Annotated in this window: 19 protein-coding genes; 7 read left to right on the top strand and 12 right to left on the bottom strand. The window is 59.3% G+C overall.

What is annotated here, in order from left to right:
* Nucleotides 1-39 precede the first annotated feature (39 nt).
* Both BPSY_RS01025 and gndA read left to right on the top strand, forming a co-directional pair.
* The gene (locus BPSY_RS01025; RefSeq protein WP_033495939.1) at nucleotides 40-909 is read left to right on the top strand and encodes a class II glutamine amidotransferase domain-containing protein; all 870 of its coding nucleotides are present in this window, start codon (nucleotides 40-42) and stop codon (nucleotides 907-909) included.
* Between the two features lie 92 nt (nucleotides 910-1001).
* Nucleotides 1002-2471 carry an NADP-dependent phosphogluconate dehydrogenase gene (gene gndA, locus BPSY_RS01020; RefSeq protein ID WP_033495941.1) on the top strand — a complete coding sequence of 490 codons (1470 nt, stop codon included), beginning with the start codon at nucleotides 1002-1004 and terminating at the stop codon, nucleotides 2469-2471.
* A gap of 569 nt (nucleotides 2472-3040) precedes the next feature.
* Here gndA and pgl read toward each other — a convergent pair.
* From pgl to zwf, 3 genes are read right to left on the bottom strand one after another with little or no spacing between them, the layout of a single operon-like run.
* Complete coding sequence (pgl, locus tag BPSY_RS01015) at nucleotides 3041-3832, bottom strand: 6-phosphogluconolactonase (protein WP_033495943.1); 792 nt, start codon at nucleotides 3830-3832, stop codon at nucleotides 3041-3043.
* A gap of 50 nt (nucleotides 3833-3882) precedes the next feature.
* Complete coding sequence (locus BPSY_RS01010) at nucleotides 3883-4809, bottom strand: glucose-6-phosphate dehydrogenase assembly protein OpcA (RefSeq protein WP_033495945.1); 927 nt, start codon at nucleotides 4807-4809, stop codon at nucleotides 3883-3885.
* Entirely contained in the window at nucleotides 4806-6287 is a 1482-nt protein-coding gene (gene zwf / locus BPSY_RS01005) for a glucose-6-phosphate dehydrogenase (protein WP_238556766.1), read from the bottom strand. Before zwf ends, BPSY_RS01010 begins: the two co-directional genes overlap by 4 nt.
* Before the next feature lie 252 nt (nucleotides 6288-6539).
* Here zwf and BPSY_RS01000 point away from each other — a divergent pair, with 252 nt between their 5' ends.
* Nucleotides 6540-7223 (top strand): HD domain-containing protein, encoded by a 684-nt coding sequence (locus BPSY_RS01000; protein WP_033495949.1) that lies wholly within the window; start codon nucleotides 6540-6542, stop codon nucleotides 7221-7223.
* A 51-nt stretch (nucleotides 7224-7274) separates the two neighbouring features.
* Here BPSY_RS01000 and BPSY_RS00995 read toward each other — a convergent pair whose 3' ends face one another.
* Complete coding sequence (locus BPSY_RS00995; protein WP_033495951.1) at nucleotides 7275-7907, bottom strand: TetR/AcrR family transcriptional regulator; 633 nt, start codon at nucleotides 7905-7907, stop codon at nucleotides 7275-7277.
* Nucleotides 7908-8104: 197 nt separating this feature from the next.
* On the bottom strand, nucleotides 8105-9184 hold the full coding sequence (locus BPSY_RS00990; protein ID WP_033495953.1) for a hypothetical protein: 1080 nt from the start codon (nucleotides 9182-9184) through the stop codon (nucleotides 8105-8107).
* A 184-nt stretch (nucleotides 9185-9368) separates the two neighbouring features.
* Between BPSY_RS00990 and spxB the strand changes: the two genes are divergently transcribed.
* The 3 genes from spxB to BPSY_RS00975 all read left to right on the top strand — a co-directional run bounded on the left by spxB (nucleotide 9369) and on the right by BPSY_RS00975 (nucleotide 13605).
* A complete protein-coding gene (gene spxB / locus BPSY_RS00985) occupies nucleotides 9369-11114 on the top strand; it encodes a pyruvate oxidase (protein ID WP_033495955.1) in 1746 nt (581 codons plus the stop codon).
* 493 nt (nucleotides 11115-11607) lie between these two features.
* Nucleotides 11608-12867 (top strand): CE1758 family FMN-dependent luciferase-like monooxygenase, encoded by a 1260-nt coding sequence (locus BPSY_RS00980; RefSeq protein WP_238556758.1) that lies wholly within the window; start codon nucleotides 11608-11610, stop codon nucleotides 12865-12867.
* 18 nt (nucleotides 12868-12885) lie between these two features.
* Nucleotides 12886-13605 carry a CE1759 family FMN reductase gene (locus BPSY_RS00975; protein WP_033495957.1) on the top strand — a complete coding sequence of 240 codons (720 nt, stop codon included), beginning with the start codon at nucleotides 12886-12888 and terminating at the stop codon, nucleotides 13603-13605.
* 58 nt (nucleotides 13606-13663) lie between these two features.
* On the opposite strand, the gene BPSY_RS00970 is transcribed toward BPSY_RS00975, so the two are convergent.
* The 3 genes from BPSY_RS00970 to BPSY_RS00960 form a co-directional block, all read right to left on the bottom strand.
* Nucleotides 13664-15082, bottom strand: coding sequence for an MFS transporter (locus BPSY_RS00970; RefSeq protein ID WP_033495959.1), 1419 nt, complete (start codon nucleotides 15080-15082; stop codon nucleotides 13664-13666).
* Nucleotides 15083-15173: 91 nt separating this feature from the next.
* The gene (locus BPSY_RS00965) at nucleotides 15174-15656 is read right to left on the bottom strand and encodes a DUF1801 domain-containing protein (RefSeq protein ID WP_051921355.1); all 483 of its coding nucleotides are present in this window, start codon (nucleotides 15654-15656) and stop codon (nucleotides 15174-15176) included.
* A 66-nt stretch (nucleotides 15657-15722) separates the two neighbouring features.
* A complete protein-coding gene (locus tag BPSY_RS00960) occupies nucleotides 15723-17114 on the bottom strand; it encodes an Nramp family divalent metal transporter (protein ID WP_051921354.1) in 1392 nt (463 codons plus the stop codon).
* Between the two features lie 240 nt (nucleotides 17115-17354).
* Here BPSY_RS00960 and BPSY_RS00955 point away from each other — a divergent pair, with 240 nt between their 5' ends.
* Entirely contained in the window at nucleotides 17355-18101 is a 747-nt protein-coding gene (locus BPSY_RS00955; protein WP_051921352.1) for a metal-dependent transcriptional regulator, read from the top strand.
* 78 nt (nucleotides 18102-18179) lie between these two features.
* On the opposite strand, the gene BPSY_RS00950 is transcribed toward BPSY_RS00955, so the two are convergent.
* The 4 genes from BPSY_RS00950 to BPSY_RS00930 form a co-directional block, all read right to left on the bottom strand.
* Nucleotides 18180-19172 (bottom strand): putative RNA methyltransferase, encoded by a 993-nt coding sequence (locus BPSY_RS00950; protein ID WP_033495961.1) that lies wholly within the window; start codon nucleotides 19170-19172, stop codon nucleotides 18180-18182.
* A 171-nt stretch (nucleotides 19173-19343) separates the two neighbouring features.
* On the bottom strand, nucleotides 19344-20726 hold the full coding sequence (locus tag BPSY_RS00945; RefSeq protein WP_033495962.1) for an ATP-binding cassette domain-containing protein: 1383 nt from the start codon (nucleotides 20724-20726) through the stop codon (nucleotides 19344-19346).
* On the bottom strand, nucleotides 20723-22045 hold the full coding sequence (locus tag BPSY_RS00940) for an ABC transporter permease (protein WP_033495964.1): 1323 nt from the start codon (nucleotides 22043-22045) through the stop codon (nucleotides 20723-20725). Before BPSY_RS00940 ends, BPSY_RS00945 begins: the two co-directional genes overlap by 4 nt.
* A gap of 354 nt (nucleotides 22046-22399) precedes the next feature.
* A complete protein-coding gene (locus BPSY_RS00930; RefSeq protein WP_033495968.1) occupies nucleotides 22400-23920 on the bottom strand; it encodes a PTS ascorbate transporter subunit IIC in 1521 nt (506 codons plus the stop codon).
* Between the last annotated feature and the right edge of the window lie 27 nt (nucleotides 23921-23947).

Genomic DNA, 23947 nt, shown 5'->3' with positions numbered 1-23947 from the left:
CGGGCAAGCAGCTATTCCGATGCGTTAGAGTGAAGTGATATGTGCAGATTACTGGGGTATGCCACCAACGGAAGCAATATGAGTCTGAGCGATGTGATCGGGAAGAAGGATGTCGCCCAATTCCGTTCGATTTCGAGAATCCATAACGATGGTTGGGGAGCCTCACTGCTGGCACAGCCGCCCGAAGGCGCGCATAAGCGCGACGGTGGAGCCCCCACGCCCGAGACGGCGGCGAATTTCTATCGTTCGACCCTCGCCGCCCACTTCGACCCTGCTTTCGAAACCATGTCCGAGCAGGGTGCCCGCGGTGGATTGTTCCATTTGCGTCTGGCCTCATCGAATCTCCCGCTGATCATGGAGAACCAGCAGCCCTTCTTCGCGGATGGGCTGAGCTTCATCCACAACGGCGATATCAGCGATGACCGGGGAGTCAACATCATCGATAATCGTGATTTCGATTTCGATGAGAATCTGATGCTTGAAACCGGTGGCAAAAGCGATTCCGCCCTCTTCTTCTCACTGGTGCTCAGGCACGTCGGCGAGGGGTACGCATTGGCGCAGGCGGTGGCGCAGGCGGTCGCCGATCTGAGGAAAAGCTACCCGAAGTCCTCGTACAACTGCATCGTGCAGAGCCAGAACGAGCTCGTATGCTTGAGGGCCGCCGGACGCACCGATATCCCGCCCCGCATCGCCGATATCTATGAGCGTTACGACCAGTCGGAATACGTGGATGATTACCGTGTGATCAGATACCGGGAGATCCCCGATGACGCCAACAAGCCCGCGGGCGTCGTCGTGGCATCATCAGGCTTTGAGCAGCGTACCGAAGATGGCTGGAAAGATTTGAAGAACAACCAGATGCTCGTCGCGTCTAACCAAACAGGGGAGTATTCCTTGCGCGAGTTGTGAAAGCACAGCCTGCACACCTCGAAGGGCAATACACTGTTTGGGGAGTCCGCAGACGGTAGCTGGGACGAATATCGTAATTGAAAGGGTATGGGATGAGCGAAGAACAAGCGAATATCGGAGTGGTGGGCCTTGCCGCCATGGGAGCGAGCCTTTCAAGGAACCTGGCGCATCACGGCAACACCGTGGCTGTATACAACCGTCATTATTCACGCACGGAGGCGCTGATCGCGGAGCACGGTTCCGAAGGGGCGTTCATCCCGGCCAAAACCGTTGAGGAGTTCGTCTCCTCCCTGGCGAAGCCCCGCACCGCAATCATCATGGTCAAGGCCGGTGCGCCGACCGATGCCGTCATCAATGAACTCGCGGATGCGATGGAACCCGGAGACATCATCGTCGACGGCGGCAACGCATACTTCGAAGACACCATCCGCCGCGAGAAGGACATCCGCGCGCGCGGCCTGCACTTCGTCGGCTGCGGTATCTCCGGTGGCGAGGAGGGCGCCCTCAAGGGACCCTCGATGATGCCGGGTGGAACGGACGAGTCCTGGAAGACCCTGGGCCCGATTCTCAAGAGCATCGCCGCCGTGGCCGAAGGTGAGCCCTGCGTGACCCATATCGGCACCGATGGCGCCGGTCATTTCGTCAAGATGGTGCACAACGGCATCGAATACGCCGATATGCAGGTCATCGCGGAAAGCTACGATCTGCTCCGCCGAGGTCTTGGCATGGAGCCATCCGAGATCGCCGAAGTGTTCGCTGAGTGGAACAAGGGCGACCTGAACTCCTACCTCATCGAAATCACGGCCGAGGTCCTGGGGCATAAGGACGCCAAAACCGGCAAGCCTTTCGTCGATATCGTCGTCGATCAGGCGGGTATGAAGGGCACCGGCACATGGACGGTGCAGACCGCGCTGTCGCTCGGCACCCCGGTAACCGGTATCGGTGAGGCCGTATTCGCCCGTGGGCTCTCCTCGGAGGCCGCATTGCGTGATGAGGCTGCCAGCAAGGGGTTGGAAGGTCCGGATCCGGAGGGTGCATTCGCCGAGGCACTCAAGGATGATGAGTCGCGCAAGGCCTTCATCGAGGACGTTCGTCAGGCCCTGTACGCATCGAAGATCGTCGCCTATGCACAGGGATTCAACGAGATCGAAAAGGGTGCCAAGCAGTATGGTTGGGACATCGATTTGGGTGCGGTGGCTCGCATCTGGCGCGGTGGCTGCATCATCCGCGCGAAGTTCCTGAATCGTATTTCAGACGCCTATGATTCCTCCGAGACCTTCGGATCGCTGCTCTTCGATCCCTTCTTCAAGGATGCTGTCGCCAAAGCCCAGACCTCATGGCGCCGCGTGGTGTCGAAGGCCGCCGAAGCCGGGGTCCCTGTACCCATGTTCTCCAGCTCCCTGGCATACTACGACGGTCTGCGTTCGAAGCGTCTCCCCGCGGCCCTGATCCAAGGACAGCGCGATCTCTTCGGAGCTCACACCTACTTCCGCGTCGATGAATCCGGCGCATTCCATACCTTGTGGGCAGAACCGGGCCAGAAGGAAATCGAGCAGGGCTGATTTCCTTCGGGAGGCGGCAGTCCTGTGGACTGTCGTCAGGTTCTGTGTGAGCGGCCCTTGCGGGGCTGCGAGCAATTGTTGAGGCCGTGCGTCTGTGGCGCGGTCGTTTGTTGCTGGGTCAGAACCGGGCCAGAAGGAAATCGAGCAGGGCTGATTTCCTTGGGGAGGCGGCAGTCCTGTGGACTGCCGTCAGGTTCTGTGTGAGCGGTCCCTGCGGGGCTGCGAGCAATTGTTGGGACCGCGTCTTGCGGTCCTTGGTTGCGGGGTCAGAACCGGGCCAGAAGGAAATCGAGCAGGGCTGATCTCCATCAGCATCATGGCTGAGCCGTTAAACGGGAAGCCTGTGGGTTTCCCGTAGGCGAAGTGAGCACCTGCTAACGGCGCGAAGAATCACGTGGCGATTGCCGCGCGTCATACCCCTGACTTTTTCCTCTTACGTGGACACAGCAGGCCCACATTGGCCTTGCTGTGGCCCTTTCGTTATTCCTGACGACTTCGCGGTGCCCTGTTCCACGCCTCTCCCACACCCCTGGAATGGGGATGAGGCCATAACTGCACGGATAGGCCCGTCACAGGGTGGAGGCGGCGGCTTCCTCATCGAGGAGCCACAAGGTCTCCTGGGTGCCGCTGGCGAAGGAGCTTGGCACATGCGGGTTGTTCACCGAGGATAACGCGCTGCGCACTGCGGGTGCTTTGCGTGGTGAGGATGCGAGTATCCAGAGTTTTCTGCTGCGTCTGATGAAGGGCACGGTGAGGCTCAGACGCAATGGCGGCATTTTGGGCGAATCGCTGACACCGGTGACGAATACATCCGGATCGTTGATGACGACTTGCGGAAAGTCGGGGAAGAGCGATGCGAAATGACCATCGGGGCCCACGCCGAACATCGCCACATCGAATGCCGGGTTGTCACCGAGTTCACGGATGAGTTCCTGTTGGTAGGTGTTCGCGGCCTGGTCGAGGAGATGGTCGTTCTCCTCAGGGTTCGCCACGGCGATCTCCTGAGGCTTCCGCTGATCCGCAGGCATTTCGTGGATATGCGATTCTGGCAGCAGCCCTTGTGAGACCAGGTCCCCGAACCATGCCTCTCGTGCCTGTTTGGCGTTCCGGTCATCGCTGTCCGCCGGGACGAATCGTTCGTCGCCCCACCAGAGGTGCACGCAGCTCCAATCCACGGCTTCGTTCAGGGGGTTGCTGGCGATATGCCTGAGTACGGCATTGCCATCAGTGCCACCGGTCAGCGCGATGTCGGCCCTGTGCTGCGTGGCGATCCGGTCGCCGATCTCGATGAGAAGCCGAGATGCGATGGCGGTGTGCAGCAGCTCGGGATTCGGGTATGCAATGGCAAGTCGTTGAGGCAATGTGTCCTGATTCCTATCTGGTGGGTGTGCGTTCCTGCTTGGCCGGCTGTTTATTCGTGGTCGACCATACCCCAGCCTTTGGTGATGACCTCCGCATACACCTCATCCGGGTCAAGGCGTCGCATCTCCTCGCTGAGGCATTCCTCCAGCGTTCTCATGGGCATGGCCACGTCCTGCTGGGATTCCCCAGGCTGGCAGATGGTCGCCTGATCCTCGTAAGGACGCTCCATGCTGAGCACACCGTTCTCACGCTCGAAGAAGACGCCGGTGATGGCGTTCAGATCGTCGCTGCGTTCGATGGTGACCGGGACGTCCAGGCGGACGGCGAGCCACGCGGCGAGCAGATCCAGTGGGATGTAGTGGGACTGGCCTTGCACGCGTACCGATGTGATCGGCAGATGCGGTGGCTGGTCCAGCATGGATGCGAGCATCGCGCGCCAGACGGTCAGGCGCGTCCAGGACATATCGATATCGTGGCATGACCAATGGGCGCGCAGGGCGGTGAATGACGCGTCCGGGTTGGCTGAACGGATCGCATCGGTGATGCGGCTTCGAGCCATCTTCCCGATGGGGTCCTTCGAAGGATCTTCCGGCGCCTTGGAGGGCCACCAGGCGACGACGGGTGCATCCGGCACCAGCAGCGGGATGACGAGGGTGTCCAGGTGACGCTTCAAACCGTCGAAGGGCTTGAGCACCACGATTTCGCCTGCACCTGCATCCGCTCCGAAACGCACCTGGGCGTCGAGTTTGGAATGTTCGCCTGCATCCGAGCCGTCGGTCACGATGGCGATCACACGGCAGGGATGCTCCCTGCTGGCGGCGTTGGCCGTTTCCAGCGCTTCCTCAAGCTCCTCCTCGGAAGTGCTGATCAGCAGCGTGAGCACGCGGCCAAGTGCCGCTTCTCCGCGTTCTTCGTGCAGCGCATCGATTTTTCTTGAGATTTCCGCGGTGGCGGTATCCGGCATTTCGACGATCATGGCATCCTCCAGTGGTTTCCATCGCGTGCGAGCATCTCATCGGCCTGTGCCGGTCCCCAGGTTCCTGCCCGGTAGGGTTGCGGCTGTCCGAGTGTGCTCCAGTAATCTTCGATCGGATCGAGGATGTTCCAGGAAAGATTGACTTCTTCTGTGGTTGGGAACAATGGCGGATCGCCCAGCAGCACATCGAGGATCAAACGTTCGTATGCTTCGGGCGAGGCCTCGGTGAATGAGCGTCCATAGCTGAAGTCCATGCTCACATCGCGTACTTCCATGGCCGTTCCGGGCACTTTGGCGCCGAATCGTATGGTCACGCCTTCGTCTGGCTGCACCCGGATCACGACGGCGTTGGCGCCGAGTTCACGGGTCGCGGTCGTTTCGAAGGGAAGATGCGGCGCAGGCTTGAAGGCCACGGCTATTTCGGTGACGCGCTTGCCGAGTCTTTTGCCCGTTCGCAGATAGAAGGGTACCCCGGCCCAACGTCGTGTATCGACATCCAGGCGGATGGCGGCATAGGTCTCGGTCGTCGAATCCCGGCTGATGCCTTTTTCATCAAGATAGCCGAGCACCTTGTCGGAGCCTTGCCATCCTGCGGAGTATTGACCGCGAGCGGTGTGCTCGGCCAGGTTCTTGGGCAGCCTCACGGCGGAAAGCACTTTACGCTTTTCGGCGGTAAGATCCCCTGCGGAGAAGGAGACGGGCTCCTCCATGGCGGTAAGCGCCATCAACTGTATGAGGTGGTTCTGGATCACATCGCGGGCCGCGCCGATGCCATCGTAATATCCCGCTCGACCGCCGATGCCGATGTCCTCGGCCATGGTGATCTGCACGTGGCTGACGTAGTTCGCATTCCACACGGGCTCGAACATGGTGTTGGCGAAGCGCAGTGCCAGGAGGTTCTGCACGGTTTCCTTGCCGAGGTAATGGTCGATGCGGAATACGGAGTCCGGTTCGAAGACTTCGGACACCACGCGGTCAAGCTCTTTGGCGCTTGCCAGATCATGGCCGAAAGGTTTCTCGATGATCACTCGACGCCATGCGCCTTCGGTGGAGTGCGACAGGCCGGAATCGGCCAACTGCTTCGATACCAGAGGGAAGTCGCGCGGTGGTACCGACATGTAGAAGGCGTGGTTGCCGCGTGTGCCGCGGTCCCTATCCAATTCGGAAACCGTGTCCGAAAGGCGTGTGAAGGCTTCGGAGTCATCGAAGGTGCCGGTGACGAAACGCATGCCATCGTGCAGGTGCTCCCAGGTCTTCTCGTTGAAAGGCGTCCGGCAGTGCGCCTTCATGTTCTCCTTGGCGAAATTCGCGAATTCCTCATTGTCCCACTGACGGCGTCCGAAACCGATCAGGCCGAATCCAGCCGGCAACAGTCCGCGGTTGGCCAGATCGTACACGGCCGGTAGCAGTTTCTTCTTGGCCAGATCGCCGGTAACGCCGAAAATCACCAGTGAACACGGACCTGCGACGCGCGGCATGCGCAAATCTCTCGGATCCCGTAGCGGATTAGACCAGGCACTTGCCGTCTGCTGGTCGGCTGCAGTGCTGCGCTGGGCGGAATACTGTTCGTTCCCCGAAGTCCCCATGTCACCCCTTTTGCTTGTTGTACGCTCTGATTCTACTGTCTAAGTGCTTTCACCGACCGGATAAATTCGCATACAGCGAGTATCCGAATGGACGGCGCGAGGATTATGCCGCACTGCCCTCTCCTGCCAACATATGATGTCGGTATGAGCACAAGGCTTCCTGGAGTAGAAGAAATAGACCGTCTGCATCGTCGTCTGGCCCCTTCGGCAGCGGCATACGAATTGGTGCACACCCATTGCGTCATTGTGGCGGAGCTCTCACGGCAGATCCTGCAGAGCTACATCAGGGCTCATGGCGATGCGGCGGCCGATGACGACTCCGCTATCGATGTGGATGAGCATCTGATGGTGGTGGGCGCGCTGGTCCACGACATCGGGACCTATCGTGTATTCGCCGATGCCGGGGCAGACGGGGGTGAGGGTGACGCGAAGCAGGGGAGCGGTCTGCGCTTCGATTCGAAACGCTACATTCTGCATGGGATGATCGGATACCGGCTATTGCTGGATGAAGGTTATGGGCGCGATATCGCGGCCTTCGCGCGCAACCATACGGGGGTGGGCATCACCAGGCGGCAGGTGGTCGAACAGCATCTGCCCTTGCCGCCGGACGATTACGTGCCACGGACGCCCGAGCAGGAGATCGTGATGTATGCCGATAAATTCAACAGCAAATCGCAGCCGCCCGCCTTCGTGTCCGCGGAGACACAGGAGAAGCGCTGCGCACGTTTCGGCGCGGATAACCTGGAACGTTGGCATGCGCTTGTGCGGCGGTACGGCGTGCCGGATCTTCCGCCGATGGCCCGTCGCTATGCCATGCGCATCAAATAGGCTCCCGCATCATCGCCGGCATCGGCATCGGCGATGACGCGGGAGCGGCGTTCAGGCCTTAATCGATTGAAGGATCCATTCGATCTGTGTGCGGGCCACTTTGAGATAGTCAAGACCATAGAATTTGCTCAGCTCGTCCTTGTTCTTGAAGGTGAAGGACACCGTGCCGAGGAAGGCGTAGTAATACGACACCACAGTCGAGTCGGGATCAAGATCGGCTTTGACACTGCCGTCGTGGAAATGCTCCGTGAACATCCTGATGGTTTTCCCCGGGCGCCAGTTCGAGGTGTTGTAGGGATTGTCCCAGAAATCCTCGGGCTTCGCATTGGCCGTCGCGAAGATCGTATGGAAGAGGTCGAAGAAGATCGCGAACGTTGGGTCCTCGTTGTAGTACTCGTAATTCGCCTCGGCGTAGGCCCTCAATCGTTCGAAGGTGGTGTTGGCGTCTTTGAATTTCTCGTTCAGCCGCAGCAGCAGACCATCCATCTTGCCGAAGAAGATGGCCCAGAGGATATCCTCCTTGCATGAGAAATAGTTGTAGACCGTCGCACGGGTGATCTCCGCCCCGTCGGCGATGTCACCTATCGTGAAGCCTTCCATGCCGCGTTCCATGTAGAGTCGTTCCGTGATGCGGATGATCTTGTCCGCCTGCTTTTTCTGATGCTGTACATAGCCTTCAGCCATTGCGTATCCCCTTTGGTATTCAGTGGGGACGCCTCAGCGTCCCGTTGCCCCATAGACCAATAGTGTACAGACAATTGTCAAATTGGCCGACTTTGGACTTCGTGGCTAATGTCGGAAAGGCTAACAAATGTTGCTGAAGGGATGCTGATACCTTCCCTGCCGCGCTCGCCGCAGCTGCCCTTCCCGCATCGTTGCCGTTATTCCGGCGAATTCCCGCCATGGTGAGACTCATGGATGAAGCGCGCGCCGAAGCGTTCCTCCATCCAGGGGTCTGGTCGGTACAGGTGGGATTCCTCAACCTGCTGATTGTCAGGGGTGACAAGTCCGTCAGCACTCCGTGCTGTGCTTGCCGGTACGCGCAGTGAACATCCCGATATGCTCATCAGCAGCTGATCCGTCTGACTGCGGCTATATGCGTATGGAGGGGTGCACCACATCGGCAGCGCTTCAAGCACCAGGGCACTGGAATCCATACGAAAAGCGATGTTGAGAACGGTGCTCCTGACGGTCATCCGTGAAGCCGCACGTACCGCCAGCTCCTCGGCCGGCATCCTGTGTTCGTTGGCAAAGCGCGCGCCGTCAAACACCGATAGGACGCTCCTGCTGTCACTCGGATCGTGCACGCAGTATCCGCTGGATGCTATCGCGTGCCCGTCGTGTACGGCCACCATCCATTCCTCGGTGATGTCTGCCACATGTTCGCTGACGAGTATCAGGGAGTCTGCCGGGGCTTGCACCAGCGCCGATTGCAGATCCTCCAAGCTGCGTTGGGCCGCAGGGAAGGTGTCTACCCGGCCGTTCGCCAGCTGTGACCAGGGGCGTGCGCCCGCATTCACGGAGTCTCGATGCGGATCGCGTTCAGGGATCCCCGCTTCGCGGTAGGACACCCATTGCAGGATGGTTGAGGCACGGGCGGTGATGGCGGTTCGGCCCATCAGGCTCATCCCCAATATCCCGGGCCATCTCTGTGGCGGGGCGAGCATCAGCATCGGGTCCAGACCGCGGGATCGCATTCTGGCGTTCTGCGCGATGAGAAAGGCGGGCGGAGCCCATAGCGCATCACCGTTTCGCAGATCATCGATGGGCCAAAGCCCCAGGGATCTTCTCGGCTTTCGCGGATTCCGCATGGCTCCGCTTGGCTCGGCTGGAGCGCCATTGCCCGGGGTCATCCCCGCATCCGACGGGACGGTGAAGGCATCCCAAATCCAGTCCTGCTGACAGACGATGGTGCAATCAGTCATGGTGGAGCGCCGGCCTTTGCCTATGGGAACCGTCACGACAGCGACGGTGCCATTCGAGATGTGATATTGAACACAGGGTATTGTACATAGCTCACAGCTAACAATCTGTTATTTCCAATCTCCGCGTAATACGATGCCATCAAAGGTCGGGAAAACCCCAGACGCATACGGGGTGTATCAACGTCGATCAAGTGCAAGTCCTACAGGGAGGTAGCTGACAATGTCCGCAACAATCAATGCTGGCGATGCGGTTCTCAAGGTAATCGAGGAATGGGGGGTTCCACGAATCTACGGACTGCCCGGAGGCTCATTCGATTCGATGATGAACGCCTTGTACAACGAGCGTGAGCGCATCGATTTCGTCCAGGTCAGGCATGAGGAAGCGGGTGCAATCGCCGCTTCTGCCGAGGCGAAGCTTACCGGTCGCATCGGTGTCTGCTTCGGCTCGTCGGGCCCCGGTGCCGTGCATCTGCTCAACGGCTTGTATGATGCGCGCGAGGACCGTGTCCCTGTGCTCGCCCTGGTCGGCCAGGTGCCGCAGGCCTTCATGAATATGGACTTCTTCCAGGCCATGGACGAAGAGCCTATTTTCGAGGATGTCGCCGTCTTCAACCGCACCGCCACCAATGCTGAGGGACTTCCCGCGCTCATCGATGAGGCGATACGACAGGCATACAAGTACAACGGCGTGTCGGTTATCACAATCCCGAAGGATCTGGCCTGGACCCCCATCGAATGGCAGCCCGTCGCATCCGCGAAGAACTTCCGCAAGCCGCTTCCTCTGCAGCCGCATCACGATCTCATCGAAGAGGCGGTGGATCTGATTGCCGGCGCCAAGGCACCGTTGCTGTATTTCGGCAAGGGTGCAAGCACCGCCCATGACGAACTCATCGAGATGTCCGAGAAATTCAAGATGCCGATGGTCTCGACACATCCGAGCAAAGGCGTTGTCGAGGATACGCATCCGGCCTTCCTCGGTTCTTCGGGCAGGGTCGCAACCAAACCCGCCAGCGAAGCCAGCTATGCGGCGGATGTGATCGTCTGGGTCGGCAACGACAATCCTTTCGCCTCCAAACTGGTCGGCCCGCAGGCCCGGATCATCCAGATCGACAATGATTCCGAGAAGCTCGGCAAACGTCTGCAGGACCGCATGGCCGTGGCCATTCTCGCCGATGCCAAACTGACCTTGCGGGAGATGATCGACGCGGGTAAGGAACTGCCGGGAACGGCTTTCTACCGCGCGTGCCTGGCCAACAAACGCAATTGGGAGGATTGGATCGCATCCTTCAATGAGGATGATCGGGTGCCGCTGCGCCCCGAACCGATTTTCGACATCATCAACGCCCAGACGGATCCGGAAGACATCTTCATGATCGACGTCGGCAATGTGAATATCAATTTCGCGCGACTGTCGCATCTGGTACCCAGCAACAAGTGGGCCACCTCGGGCAAGCACGCGACGATGGGATTCGCCGTGCCCGCCGCCCTTGCCGCCAAGCTCGAATATCCCGATTCGACGGTCTACAGCCTGAGCGGGGACGGAGGTTTCGCGATGCTTTCCGAGGAGATACTTGCGCAGGTCAAATACAAGACCCCGGTCATCAATGTCGTGTTCTCCAACCAGACGCTAGGCTTCATCGAGGCGGAGCAGCGCGATGATTCACACCAGCCGCTTTCCGGCGTCGACCTCATCGACACCGATTGGGCGAAGGTGGGAGAAGGCTATGGTGCCCTCGGTTTCACCGTACGCACCAGGGAAGAGGCCAAGGAGGCCTTCGCGGCCGCCAAGGCCTCCGGCAGGCCTTCGGTCATCGATGTGAAGCTCACCGGTGAGATGCCTTTCACCACGATGTACATGCATCTTTCCGAACACGATGATCCCGAGGCGGTCCGCGAGTTCAAGGAACACTATGAGGCCCAGCCGCTGAAGGCCCTTGACTACTGGATCGAGCAGGAGCAGGACTGAGTGTGAAACGGTAGCCTTCCCCTCGGAGGGCTGTGGTTGCGGTAAGGGCCTGGTCGGATGACGACCGGGCCCTTACCATGCGCCGGGCAGCGCGTCGAAGGATCCCGTCGGTCACGGAATGCGCGGGAATTCCTCTCGCGTCCCTTGGATGAAGAGTTGGCTCGGATCACTGTCCGTGTTGCTTGGGCGGCGGGAGTGTGGATGCGAATGCTGCGGAGCGAATTGAAGTGAATTGAAGCAAAACCAAGCGTATGTCGTCTTCTGTTAGCGAAGTGTGAGCTCAGTCTCTGGCTGCCGTGAGTCCGGGGTGATACATTGCCCACAGTATGGAGTGCTGTAGCCGCAGGCAGTTGGCTTTTTCGGCATCCATTCGTCTTGGCCGCGCGGATAATCATGCGATGGCAGTATAGAGCGATCCGGGTCGGCAGGCCTGGGTCCGTCGAAGGAAACGGTGCGGAAGATGGCCGCATCAATAACGGAAGGAAATGCGACGATGGTTGATTCCATGGACGCAATCATTGAGGCGAACAAGCGACAGACCCCGCCTGCGCGTCCGGGGCCGATGGAATTCGGTGTCATGAGTGTCTCTGACGTCACCAAGGATCCGGTCAGCGGATATGTGCCTTCCGAGGCCGAGCGTCTGCAGGCCACGATGAAACAGGCTCTGACCGCTGAGCAGGCGGGTTTCGATGTATTCGCGATAGGGGAGCATCACAACCCACCGTTCTGGTCGTCGTCGCCGACCACATTCCTGGCGGCCGTGGCGGCACAGACCAAAAGGATCACGCTGTCCACCTCGACAAGTCTGATCACCACGAACGATCCGGTGAACCTGGCCGAACAATACGCGGTTCTTCAGCATGTTGCCGGTGGCCGGGTGGACCTGATGCTCGGACGCGGCAATACCGCACCGGTGTATCCCTGGTTCGGAAAAGACATCCGCCAGGGTCTGCCGCTGGCCCTGGAGAACTACAATCTTCTGCATCGCCTGTGGCATGAGGATGTGGTCGATTGGTCGGGGAAATTCCGTACCGCACTGCAGGGCTTCACCTCGATACCGCGTCCTTTGGATGACGTGCCGCCCTTTGTGTGGCATGGCTCGATACGCACACCGGAAATCGCGGAACAGGCCGCATACTACGGTAACGGCTTCTTCGCCAACGGCATCTTCTGGCCCGTCGACCATTTCCGTCGTCTGGTCGCGCTGTACCGCAACCGTTTCGTGCACTGGGGCCATGGAAGTGAGCAGCAGGCCGTGGTAGGTCTCGGCGCCCAGGTGTTCATCAGCAAGCATTCCCAGGATGCGTTGGACGGTTTCCGTCCCTACTTTGATTTCTCGCCGGTATACCGGGGCGGGCCAAGTCTGGAGACGATGGTCGAACAAACCCCGCTGATGGTCGGATCGCCGCAGCAGGTGATAGACCGTGTGCTTGAGCAGCGCGAGGTCTACGGGGATTACGCCCGTCAGATGTTCCTTGTCGATCATGGCGGTCTGCCCGCCGATATGGTGGAGCGGCAGCTTGATCTGCTGGGCGAATACGTGCTCCCGGTGCTCAGGCGCGAGCTGTCGGAGATCCGGGATCCCAACGCCGTGGCCACACCCTCGCATCAGGATATGGTCAAGGCACGTTATGGCGATCAGGAAGTGCGTCAGCCGAAGCCGAACGAGAACCGTGGCGATAATGTCACCGGAACCAGTCCGTATACGGATTCCAACCCGGAGCAGCGGGTCGAATTGCCTAAGGTGTACTAAAAGGATGAGGATGAATTCATGAATCATGCCGAAACGAACAGACGCCATATCACCGTGGTGAGTGCAGGTGTTGGAGAGCCTTCGACCACAACGAAACTGGCTGAGGGCATAGCCGAAAGAACGGTTGTGCGTCTGAGGGATCAGGGTATTGCGGCTCAGGTGAATGTGATTGAGCTGAAGAACCTCGCCCAAGACATCTCCACGGCGGCGGTCAGTTGGAAGATCACGCCGCAGTTGCAATCCGCCTTGGATATCGTGTCGCAAAGTGATGCCTTGGTCGCCGCAAGTCCGGTATTCAAGGCATCGTATTCAGGTCTGTTCAAATCATTCTGGGATATCGCTCAGCAGGATGCGGTGCTTGGTATGCCGGTCGCGGTTGTGGCCACGGGCGGCAGTGAACGCCATGCCCTGGTCCCCGACACCTCCATGCGTTCCCTCTTTGCGTTTCTCAGGGCTGTGATCGTGCCAACCGGTGTGATGGCGGCAACGGTCGATTGGGGGTCTCCTGGACTCGTCGATCGTCAGACGCGAGTAGCGGGGGAGCTCGCCAGTCTGGTGCAGGCCGATATACGCAGGACCTTGCTCGCTGCCGTCGGAGAGCATTACAGCAGCAGCGAGGATGGCCTCGCGTCCCAGCCCGTGAGCGATGACACCCATGCTGATGGCGAGGTCGATGACGTCTCGCAGGACTTCGATTTTGATAGCTCGCTGATGCGGCTCGCCGCAGGTGGGCGCTGACGGACCGAGGCATCGACAGGCGGAAAGGCCGGGGTGTTCCCGCCTGAATGACGGTGCTTCAGATCTCGATGCTCTCCAGTGTGGGTTCCTGCTGCTTCCCGGAGATGCGGGCCGCAAGCAAGGCGCAGATCAGACCGCATGCCGCCAGCACCGATAGCAGCAGGAAATCGCTCTGTCCACCATCCCGGACCGCGGATGTCGCATCCGGGTTCACTATCTGGGCATGGGTGATGACTGCGGAAAGCGCAGCCGTTCCCAGCGATCCGGCGAACTGCTGCAAGGTGTTGAACAAGGCGTTGATGTCGCCTTTTTCGTGAGCCTGAACATGTTTGGCGGCATCGGACATGGTGTTGCCGAAGCTGAAATTGAAGCCGAAGCGCACGAATACATACAGACACATCAGGCTTACCGCGGTCAGCGAGTGCGTGAAATACCAGAGCAGCAACGCGCCGATGAGCATGGACGCATTGCCGACGACCAAAGGTAGTGTAGCGCCCTTTCTGTCATAGATCTTTCCAGCGATGGGGGATACCAGCGATCCGACCAGGGAACCCGGCAGCACGATCAGACCGGCGCTCAGGGCATCCATATGCATGGCATTCTGAACGAAGATGGGAATCAGGAAGGACATGCCGATGTTGGTGAACTGCAGCAGGAAGAAATTCGTCGCGCGCAGTCCCAGGATCGGCCGTGCGAGCAGACGGAAGTCCAATATCCGTTGTTTGCCGTGAACCATGTGCCAGATGAACAGCGCGAGGCACAGCACCGCCGTAAGAACGAAGGCCCAGAGGCGGTAATCGGAGGCCTTGGCGTTCCCGAGACGGTCGCAGACCTCGATCAGGCTGTACATGAGTACACAGAGCGTGATGAAGCCATACAGATCGAAGCGTTTGTCCAATCGGCGCAGAGGGAGTCTGATGGCCACGATCCCCAAGGCCAATGAGGCGAGCACAACCGGGAGGATGAACCAGAAGATCATTCTCCAGGACATGGCGTGGGTGAGTATTCCTCCGTACGTGGGGCCGAGTGCCGGTGCGAAGGAGGTGACCATGCTGGCGATACCGACGTAGGTGCCCAGTTTATGCAGCGGTATCGTTTCGAAAACGATGTGGAACATCAGGGGAGTCGATATGCCGGTCGCCACGGCCTGCAGCAGGCGTCCCAGCAACAATGGCGTGAAGGACGGGGCGAGGGCGCACACCAGCGTACCTATCGTGCAGGCCAGGGCCGCGAAGACGAAGAGCGTCCGGGCGCGGAAACGCTGCACCAGGAATGAGGCCATGCTCATCACGAAGGTGACGGTGAGCAGATATCCGGAGGTCAGCCATTGGATCGTGCTCAACGGTTTGCCCAGTTCGGTGATCAGGGCGGGGAAGGCGACGGTAAGGGAGGTTTCCGTCAGAATCCCTATGAATGTCAGCGCACCTGCCGCCAGAATGGCGAGTTTTGCGCGTGTTGTGACCACTTCTTGAGACATGAAAAGCTCTCGCCCCCTGCAACTGTATGTGTAATGACGCACGTGCAGGGGCGGGCCCTATCAGTCGCGGATATCTCGATATGCGCTCAGGCTAATCACCTTGGGGCCGGTTCTGCACGGTGCTTTGGACCGCGTTGGTGATTGTACGCCGGATCAGTGATTCCGTTTCCTCACCCAGGCCCGTGATCGCATAGGCCACCGGCCAGGCCTCGGCCTCATCAAGCCGCGCGCTGTCTTCGAATCCCAGGGTCGCGTATCGGGTATGGAATTTCCCTGCGGGCAGAAGATGCATGATGACCTTGCCATTTTTGGTGAATGCGGGCATGCCGTACCACAGCCTGGCCTTCAGTTCCGGATCGACCTCATTGGCTATGCGTTGCACGGCGAGGGCGATGGTCCTGTCCAACTCGTCCAGGCCCGCGATGGATGTCGCAACCTCCTCGGCCTCGAGGGCCTCGCGTTCCGCCTTGCTGATGCGTTTTTTGCTTTGGCGCAGTTCGCGTGCACGGTCTTTGACCGCCTGTTGTTCTTCCTTGCTGAGACCAGATGCCGAAGAGCTTGATGATGCTGCCATGATCCTCCCCAAACCGTGATGTACGGTACCGGTCGGAGCAATTGCCTTGCGCCGCCGGACACTCGATTACATCAAGTATTGCAGCAATTGACCGACATCCTGAACCAGCAGCTGCACATTCAGCCCTGTAAGAACCACGACCACGATCCAGGCGATTGCGGCAAGCCACCACGGGTTGGCATATTCCTTACCCATGATCCGTTTGGACGAGGTGAACCAGACCAACGGCACCATCGAAATGGGCAGGGCGATGCAGAGAAACACCTGGGAATAGACCAGAAGACTATCCAACGAGGATTCCTTGCCGCCGAACAGGATCGCGCACAACAGGACGGGGATAATGGAGATCACACGCGTGACCAGACGACGGAGCCACATGGGGATGCGCATGCGGATGAAGCCTTCCATCACGATCTGTCCGGTCAGCGTTCCGGTAATCGTCGAATTCTGACCGGATGCGAGCAGCGCGACTGCGAAGAGGGTACTGAGCGCTCCACTGGCGACTGGGCCTGCGATTTTCTGATCACCCAAGGCATTGTAGAGGGAGGTGAAGGTGTCCAAGCCATCGCCATGTCCGAAGAAGAGGGCTGCGCCGAGCACCAGCAGCAGGCAGTTCACCAGGAAGGCAACGGTGAGTTGGATGTTTGAGTCCCAAGTGGCGAAGCGCAGCGCATGCTTCACCTGCGTATCGTCGCCGCGATCGAATTTTCGCGTCTGCACGATTGAGGAATGCAGGTACAGGTTATGCGGCATCACCGTGGCACCGACGATGCCCAGTGCCATGGTCAGCTGCCCGTTCCCGAAGATCTCCGCCCGGGGGATGAATCCTTGCATCACTCCGGCCATATCCGGCTGTGCCAGCGCCACCTCGTATATGAACACCGCCATGATGACGAGGATCAGGCACATCACGATGGCCTCGATGCGACGGAATCCTATCTGCATCAACAGCAGCAGGATCAGCACATCGAATACGGTCAGGGCCACGCCGAGCACCAGGGGGATGCCGAAGAGGAGATTCAGCGCGATCGCGCCGCCGATCACTTCCGCGACATCGGTCGCCATAACGGCGAGTTCCGTGCAGATCCACAGCACGATGCCCAGTTTGCGTCCGGTGTGCTTCCTGGTGGCCTGTGCGAGATCGAGGCCCGTCACGATGCCCAGCTTCGCCGACATGTATTGCAGCATCATGGCGATCAGGCTCGAAAGCAGGATCACCGACATCAGCAGATAGCCGTATTGGGCACCGCCGCCGATGGAGGTGATCCAATTGCCCGGGTCCATATATCCGACGGCCACCAGTGCCCCGGGCCCGGAGAAGGCAAGAAGGTTCTTCCAGAAACCCGAACTGTGTTTGGGGACGCTGATGGTGCTGTTGATCTCCTCAAGCGAAAGGCCGTTGGCCGTTTCGATCAGGCCGTGGCCGCGGACGGCCGTATCTTCCCCGGTGCTTCCCATAACTGTCGTTCCTGACCGCATGAATTCCCAATTCCCCATATCATCGTAGACCGCGTGAACATCAAGGAGATGTCCAGGTATCTAGCCCTAGAACAATTATCTTGTACCCCTAGAAGTATAGGACATGCCATGTTACATCCACCGTCTTCCATACCCGGATTGCGGTTCGCATATGCACGCTATTGTCCCCTCCGTTGGGGGCCGTCACCGGAAATACCGCGTGATGAATACACTGGAGACATGACTTTCCAAAGCCTCTCCTCCAATTCGCAGGACTACCTCAAGGTGATTTGGGATCTTCAGGAATGGACGCACGAGCCGATTCAGCCTGCGGCGATAGCCAAAAGGACGGGCATGAAGCCCTCCACCGTTTCCGGTGCCCTGGGCCGTCTGGTGGTCAGCGGTCTGGTTCAGCACGCACCTTATGGGGCCGTGACACTCACGGAACGTGGGGAACGGTATGCGGTGAAAATGGTCCGTCGCCATCGTCTGCTTGAACTGTTTCTGGTCAATACACTCGGCTATCAGTGGGACGAGGTCCATGACGAAGCCGATTCACTGGAGCATGCGGTTTCCGACATGATGATCGAACGCATCGACGTTGTGCTCGGACACCCCACGAAGGATCCCCATGGTGATCCCATCCCCGGCGAGAATGGTGAGATGAGCGAAGTGCACAGCGTGCTGCTCTCGGATGCCCGGCAAGGCTCCGTCGTGCGCATCGATCGGGTCAATGACGAGGATCCTGATCTGCTCCGATATCTCGACAGTGAGGGATTCGGAATCGGCAAGGATGTCCGCATCGGAGCGATATCGCGGTATGCGGCTTCGATGAGTCTGAGTCTTGTCGACGGTCCCGAGGACGCCGCACCGATGGCGCTCGGTGTGAAGGCGGCCCGGCAGATCCGTGTTGTTCCGCTTCCATCCGAAGACGGCGGGCCATCATCTGAATCCGAATCCGGGGCCCCCTCGAATCCGGGGCAGTAGCCTGCTCGTGCCAGGCCCAGCGCCGGCGCAGGCCACGGCTGGGGCGCGAATGAGTGCCACGATCCCAGCGGAGATAGGTCAGAGGGTGGCGACGATCACTTCGGCATCGACCGTGACCTCGTGAATGGACTGCAGGTCCAGTTGCTCCGGATCGATATGGAACATCACGGGTGTCATGGCCATGAAGTCGCGTAGCAGCACCTCGTTCACCGCAGTGGTCGCGCGTATGGACTGTGTGCCGATGATGTTCATGTGCTCGCTGATTCCCTCGATCACCTTGCTGTTCGAGTATTCGGCCTCGTCACGCAGCCCGGCCCTGGCTATCGCCCGGCGTAGCTCCTGCACGTGTGAGGGGCCGGGAATCACTTTGATGAGCCTGCCCGAAGGGCGGAGCACCCGTGAGAACTCCGCATAATTGGCCGGGGAGAAAATGTTGATGATGCAATCGACCGTCTGGTCGAGCAAAGGGATACGGGCGAGGTCTGCGACGAACCATTCGATTTCGCCTCCGCCGCGGGCTGCCAGCGTAACGGCTTCCTTGGAAAGGTCGAAGCCCATGAGATCGGTCGTGAGGTCACCGTGCTGTCCGAAACTGTGCTGTCCGGAATCGTGTTCTTCGGAATTGTGTTCTTCGAAATCGTGCCGGTGATCGGGATCACGGAGCGCCGATTCCACAAGGCGCAGATAATGGCCTTCGCCGCACCCCGCATCCACAATTCTCATGGTCTCCGTGGCGCGGGACCCAGAGTCGTGATCGTCCGGAGCGCTGCGGCTTCGCGCCTTCGCCGCGGTGGCAAGCAGTTCCAGCACATCGGCGATAAGCGCTTCCGAGACATGCTGATAGATTCCCGCTTCGAATACAGCCGTTCGGTGTTCGAAGAAGTTTTGATCGTAGAGGTCGCTGCCATTCGGGGCTGACCGCAGTAAGGACACCACGCCTTTCGAGGAGATATCGAAGGTGTGACGGTTCCTGCACAGCAGACTGGCCTGGTCCAGCATCAACGCTTCGGAACATATCGGGCAGCGGTACACCGCTTCGGCGTGACCGAATTTGGTGATGGCACGTCTCACGCAGACCCTCCCTCACGTAGCCGTCTTCTTGTCGCTGCTATGAGTGTAGACCTTTGCGGCTTCCCGCCGAGGGCGTTGCGGTCATCGCTCCCGGACGAGTCAGCTCCCCGTCGGTGCGCAAAACCGAGGCCACTGCGAAGAAGGATCTCCGCAGTGGCCTCCTTGCAGGGGCTACGCCTCGTACGTCGTCTCGCCGTATTGGGCGATATCGTCCTGTGAGGTCAGCACCACGACGCAGCGTCGATTTTCCTGTGTGAGACCGGTAAGCAGTTTCATGATGCTTGCGGCCTGTTCCTGCTCCAGTCCGCCGGTGGGCTCATCAAGAATAAGCACGGTGGCATCACAGCACAGCGTGCGGGCGATCTCCGCACGACGTCTGTTGACGGGATCCACGGTGGATATCGGGTCGTTGATCAGGTCCTTGGGGAAATCCGTGCGCTCTAGTGTCTCCTTGGCGACAACCGGCATCGGTTTGAGGAAGTTGCGTCCCGAAGCCTCCATCGTCAGTACCAGATTGTCCAATGCACTGAGCTCATCGCGGCTTGAATACTGCTGGAACATGATGCCAACGCGATGGCCGCGGTATTCGGAGGGCTCCATCTCCGTCAGGTTCTTGCCGCGGAGCTCCACCTGTCCCTCGGTTGGCAGCAGCAGACCGCTCAGCAGACCCATGATGGCCATGCGGGCCTCATCCGAATCCGTCAGCACGGTTTGCAGGTGGCCGGCGTAGAAGGACCAGTCGATCCGATCGAGAATCGCGTACCTGCTCTTCTTCGGGAAATAGGTGATCCCTTTGAAGGAGAGCACCGGGTACTCATCTATGCGGAGCCTGCTGCGCTGGTGGATCTCCGCATTGATCCGGGATGAGACCTTCATCAGGGGATCGGAGGAGGACGGCCGGAGCGCTGACGTTCCGGTGTTTGCGGCGGCCGGAACATCCGTATCCCCGGCGCCATCCGCAATGTCGTCGACCGTATCTGCGCCGTCCGCAGCCTTGGTGTTCTGACCGGCGTTGCCTTCGTCGCCGCCATCCGCCTTCCCCCGAGCGGAACCCGGCAAGGCGGTGTCCGCCTCAGCGGTGTCGGCCCCGGTGGTGTCCGTTTTGGTGGTGTCGGCTGTCGCGGCACCACCTGCAACGTCCGGCTCCGCCGCTGTCGGATTGACGGCTGTATCTTCTACAGAGCTGTCTTCCACCGCTGTGTCTTCTACTGGGGTGTCCGCATCGGTCGTGACCCCGATTGCGGTGTCCTCGATGGCTGTGTCATCGTCTTCCGCATCATCTTCGAATACGATGGAGAAGCTGACGGACGGGGTCTGGGGTTTGGGGTCCTCTTGTTCTTCCGGATCGGTATCCTCCGCGACGGTGCCTTCTGCTGATACCGCTGCCGTGTCATCCGTGCCGTCCGCATCGGTGTTTGTCGTTTCAGGGTTCTCGGTCATCTCGGAACTCTTCTCTGTCTCGGCTGTGCTGTTGTCATCCGTATTGTTGACGTCCAAGGTTATGCCGTCCTGGGTGCCGTCATTCTCGATGTCCTTGTCCGCATGCTTCTTCATGACTGCTCCCCCTTTCTGGGCATCAGCAAGTTCTGTTTTCTGAATGCCACCACTCTCGCGATCGAGGAAACGATGCACAAGGCGCATAGACCGAGCGCAGTGAGGAGCAGTATCTTCCATATGTCACCATCGGGTTTCGCTTCGACGATGCTGTACGCGGGAATCCAGCGGGCCACCAGACGATTGATGCCGAATCCGGCGCCCAACCCCACGAGAATGCTCGGAATGACCACGATGAACATCTCCACGATGAGGCGCCATGAGATTCTGCCTTTGCCGACGCCAACGGCCATCAGCATGCCGATCTCCTGTTTGCGGTGGCGCAGGGTCAGGAATCCGCAGGCCAGGATGATGATCGCGCCCACGGCTGCCAGGGCGATGAGTGCATAACGGGTCCATGTTGCAAGATCGGTGAGTGGGGCCACCGTGGCGTTGTACCGTTCCAGGCTCGGCGACGTTATGGTGTAATCGCCGCTCAGCCCGGCCTTGCGCACATTCTTCTTGAAGGTGTTGAAGTCCTTCGGTGTGCTGAAACCGAAGAGCATGTTGAGTGTATGCCCCGTCGTGCCCGGACTGGTTTGCGTGTCCAGGCCCATGCTCATGAAGCTGTAATAGCTGGTGTAGATGGCGTTGTCGGGATTCGCCGCATCGGCCGAGTTGGAGCTGGTGTCATTGGAATTCACATAGATGCCGGATATCTTGAGCTTATGTGTTGTGGAGGCCTTCTTCACGTCGGCGACCGTGATGGTGTCTCCCACCTTGAGCCCGTTCTTCTTGGCCAAGGCCTGGGATATCAGGACGGTGTTGCTGGCCGAGGTCTCCGAATAACTGGGGGATTTACCGGAAACGACTGTGAATGAGCCATTGTCGGCGTTCTTGGCGGAGGCCGCGGACGAGAATCCGACAACCGAGAGGCCCCCACGTCCTTCCGTCTTCTTGTCGTCGGAAGCCTTCCCTGAATTCCCGCTTACGGGCTTGATATCCCCGGTCGTCGCCACATCGGAGGATTCGTTGTATTCGGCGGTGAACTGGACGACCGCAGCCTGGGCATAGGTGATGTAGTCCTCCCAGCCCAGCGCGTATTTGGACCAATCCACCGTCTTGTTCTTGTTCTCTTTAAGGACCTTGGCGCGATCGACGCCGAAGACGGCTGTGACGTCCTGGGAGTCGTAATTCGTAGTGGTGGCTGTGTTCTCCGCTTTGAGAATGGACAGCCCCGTCAGCGATGCCACGGAGACGATGACCACGACCAAAGCGGTCAGCGTTGTGCGTCCCTTATGATGGCTGATCGTTGACCATGCTTCTTTCAGAACGAACATACCGTGCCTTCTCCATCGTTCATGCGCGTCGCATCGCAGGCATACGCATGCGATCGCAACAGCTGCTCTTGGTTGGTCATGCTCCGCGTCTGGCGTGGGGCAACACCGACCACTATCGTCTCACCTTTGACTATGAGGGTGTCAAGTGTGAGTTTTCTGGTCTGATTCTTCAATAATGATGCTAGCAAGCTGAAGATTTCCTGATTGCCGTATGGCGAGGGGCTTATTCTCGGGCTGGGCATAGCACCGTCGCACGCATATGCCCCTACGATACGACGCCTGATATGCAAAGCACGGGCCCCGCGTCGAGAACGCGGGGCCCGTGCCATCAATGATATCCGAAAGCGGGAATCCCTAAGCCTTGGTCGCTGCGGTTTTCTGAGCGCTCTTGCGGGCGGCCTTTTCGGCTTTCTCGGCAGCCTTGATGTCATCGATGAATGCGGCATGTTCCTTGGCCGGCATCCATCCCTTGTCCACGACCTTGACCTGCCATACCCAGGCGCCAGCCAAGAGCAGCAGGGCGAAGATCACCAAACCGATGGCGCCTCCGACCGGGCCGAGGTGGGCGATGTTGCCGACGATGGTGCCGAACCATCCGAAGTCCGCATCGCCGAATGTCGAGTTGGCGATACCGAAGCTGCCCATTACGGTCATCAGAGCCGCAGGCAGGAAGGTTATCAACATGCCGTTGATGAATCCACCGACCACGGAACCGATACGACCGCCGGTCGCGTTACCGAATACACCGGCACCGCCACCATCGAAGAAGTGGGGAACCATACCTGGGAGGATCAGGGCGATGCCCCAGACAGGTCCGAGCCAAACGGCGATGATCACCAGCGCGACGAGACCGCCTGCGAAGGAGGAGAGGAAGCCGATGAGCGATGCGTTCGCACCGAAGGGGAATACGATCGGGACGTCCAGCGCGGGCTTGGCCCCTGGCACGACCTTGTTCGCGATACCTTGGAATGCCGGTACCAGCTCACCGAGGATGATGCGGACGCCGTAGAGGATGATGCTCACGCCGATGCCGAACTGCAGGGCCTGCGCGAATGCGGCCATGAAGAAGGCCCCATAGTTGGCGGGATGCGAGGGGAAGATCGCGAATGCGGTCTTGGCGGGCAGCACGATCGCTCCCCAGATCGAGAACACCAGGTACAGCACGATCATGAGCACGGTGGTGGAGACCATCGAATCACGAAGGAAGTTCAGCCCCTTCGGGAAGTTGATGTCCTCGGTGGAACGTGACTTCTTGCCGACCTTGGCGCCGACGGCACCGGAGATGATGTAGCCGAGTGTGTTGAAATGTCCTATGGCCAGCTTGTCGTTTCCGGTGACCCTGTTCATGAAGGGCTGTGCGAAGGCGGGAAGCACGACCATGACCACGGCCATCAGCGCCGCACCCACGAGGATGACCAGCAGCTGGTTTTTCGAACCCAGTCCGACCGACAGCACCACAGCCAGCAGCGTGGACATGAAGACCATATGGTGTCCGGTGAGGAACACGTATTTCAATGGGGTGAATCGTGCGAACAGCAGCATCACGATGAAGCTGAGCACGATGATGTATGCGGAGGTCGCGCCATACTGGCTTGATGCCTGTGCGGTGATGACCTCGTTGGTGGGTACCACGCCCTGTGCCCCGGTGGATTTAAGCACCAGTTCCCCGAACGGTGACAGTGCCGCGGTCACAACCGTGGCGCCCGCGCCGAGGATAAGGTATCCCATGGCGGCCTTAAGTCCGCCGGAAATGACCTGTCCGGCACTCCTTTTGAGTGCGATAAGGCCGATTACGGCTACGATGCCGATCAGGTATGCAGGAACGTTAAGGATCTCCTGGCTGATGAAGTCCAGCACCTGTACGATGACATTCATTTCTCTCCTTTGTTTGTTGTGGTGCGT

Source organism: Bifidobacterium psychraerophilum, from assembly GCF_000741705.1.
Taxonomy (GTDB): Bacteria; Actinomycetota; Actinomycetes; order Actinomycetales; family Bifidobacteriaceae; genus Bombiscardovia; species Bombiscardovia psychraerophila.
This window is presented reverse-complemented; position numbering and strand designations above follow the sequence as displayed.

Excerpts from the sequence above, each read along its gene's own strand:
- BPSY_RS01025 (WP_033495939.1), top strand. The coding sequence starts at position 40 with ATGTGCAGATTACTGGGGTATGCCACCAACGGAAGCAATATGAGTCTG.
- gndA (WP_033495941.1), top strand. The coding sequence starts at position 1,002 with ATGAGCGAAGAACAAGCGAATATCGGAGTGGTGGGCCTTGCCGCCATG.
- BPSY_RS01010 (WP_033495945.1), bottom strand. The coding sequence starts at position 4,809 with ATGATCGTCGAAATGCCGGATACCGCCACCGCGGAAATCTCAAGAAAA.
- zwf (WP_238556766.1), bottom strand. The coding sequence starts at position 6,287 with ATGCCGCGCGTCGCAGGTCCGTGTTCACTGGTGATTTTCGGCGTTACC.
- BPSY_RS01000 (WP_033495949.1), top strand. The coding sequence starts at position 6,540 with ATGAGCACAAGGCTTCCTGGAGTAGAAGAAATAGACCGTCTGCATCGT.
- BPSY_RS00995 (WP_033495951.1), bottom strand. The coding sequence starts at position 7,907 with ATGGCTGAAGGCTATGTACAGCATCAGAAAAAGCAGGCGGACAAGATC.
- spxB (WP_033495955.1), top strand. The coding sequence starts at position 9,369 with ATGTCCGCAACAATCAATGCTGGCGATGCGGTTCTCAAGGTAATCGAG.
- BPSY_RS00980 (WP_238556758.1), top strand. The coding sequence starts at position 11,608 with ATGGTTGATTCCATGGACGCAATCATTGAGGCGAACAAGCGACAGACC.
- BPSY_RS00975 (WP_033495957.1), top strand. The coding sequence starts at position 12,886 with ATGAATCATGCCGAAACGAACAGACGCCATATCACCGTGGTGAGTGCA.
- BPSY_RS00970 (WP_033495959.1), bottom strand. The coding sequence starts at position 15,082 with ATGTCTCAAGAAGTGGTCACAACACGCGCAAAACTCGCCATTCTGGCG.
- BPSY_RS00965 (WP_051921355.1), bottom strand. The coding sequence starts at position 15,656 with ATGGCAGCATCATCAAGCTCTTCGGCATCTGGTCTCAGCAAGGAAGAA.
- BPSY_RS00960 (WP_051921354.1), bottom strand. The coding sequence starts at position 17,114 with ATGGGAAGCACCGGGGAAGATACGGCCGTCCGCGGCCACGGCCTGATC.
- BPSY_RS00955 (WP_051921352.1), top strand. The coding sequence starts at position 17,355 with ATGACTTTCCAAAGCCTCTCCTCCAATTCGCAGGACTACCTCAAGGTG.
- BPSY_RS00945 (WP_033495962.1), bottom strand. The coding sequence starts at position 20,726 with ATGAAGAAGCATGCGGACAAGGACATCGAGAATGACGGCACCCAGGAC.
- BPSY_RS00940 (WP_033495964.1), bottom strand. The coding sequence starts at position 22,045 with ATGTTCGTTCTGAAAGAAGCATGGTCAACGATCAGCCATCATAAGGGA.
- BPSY_RS00930 (WP_033495968.1), bottom strand. The coding sequence starts at position 23,920 with ATGAATGTCATCGTACAGGTGCTGGACTTCATCAGCCAGGAGATCCTT.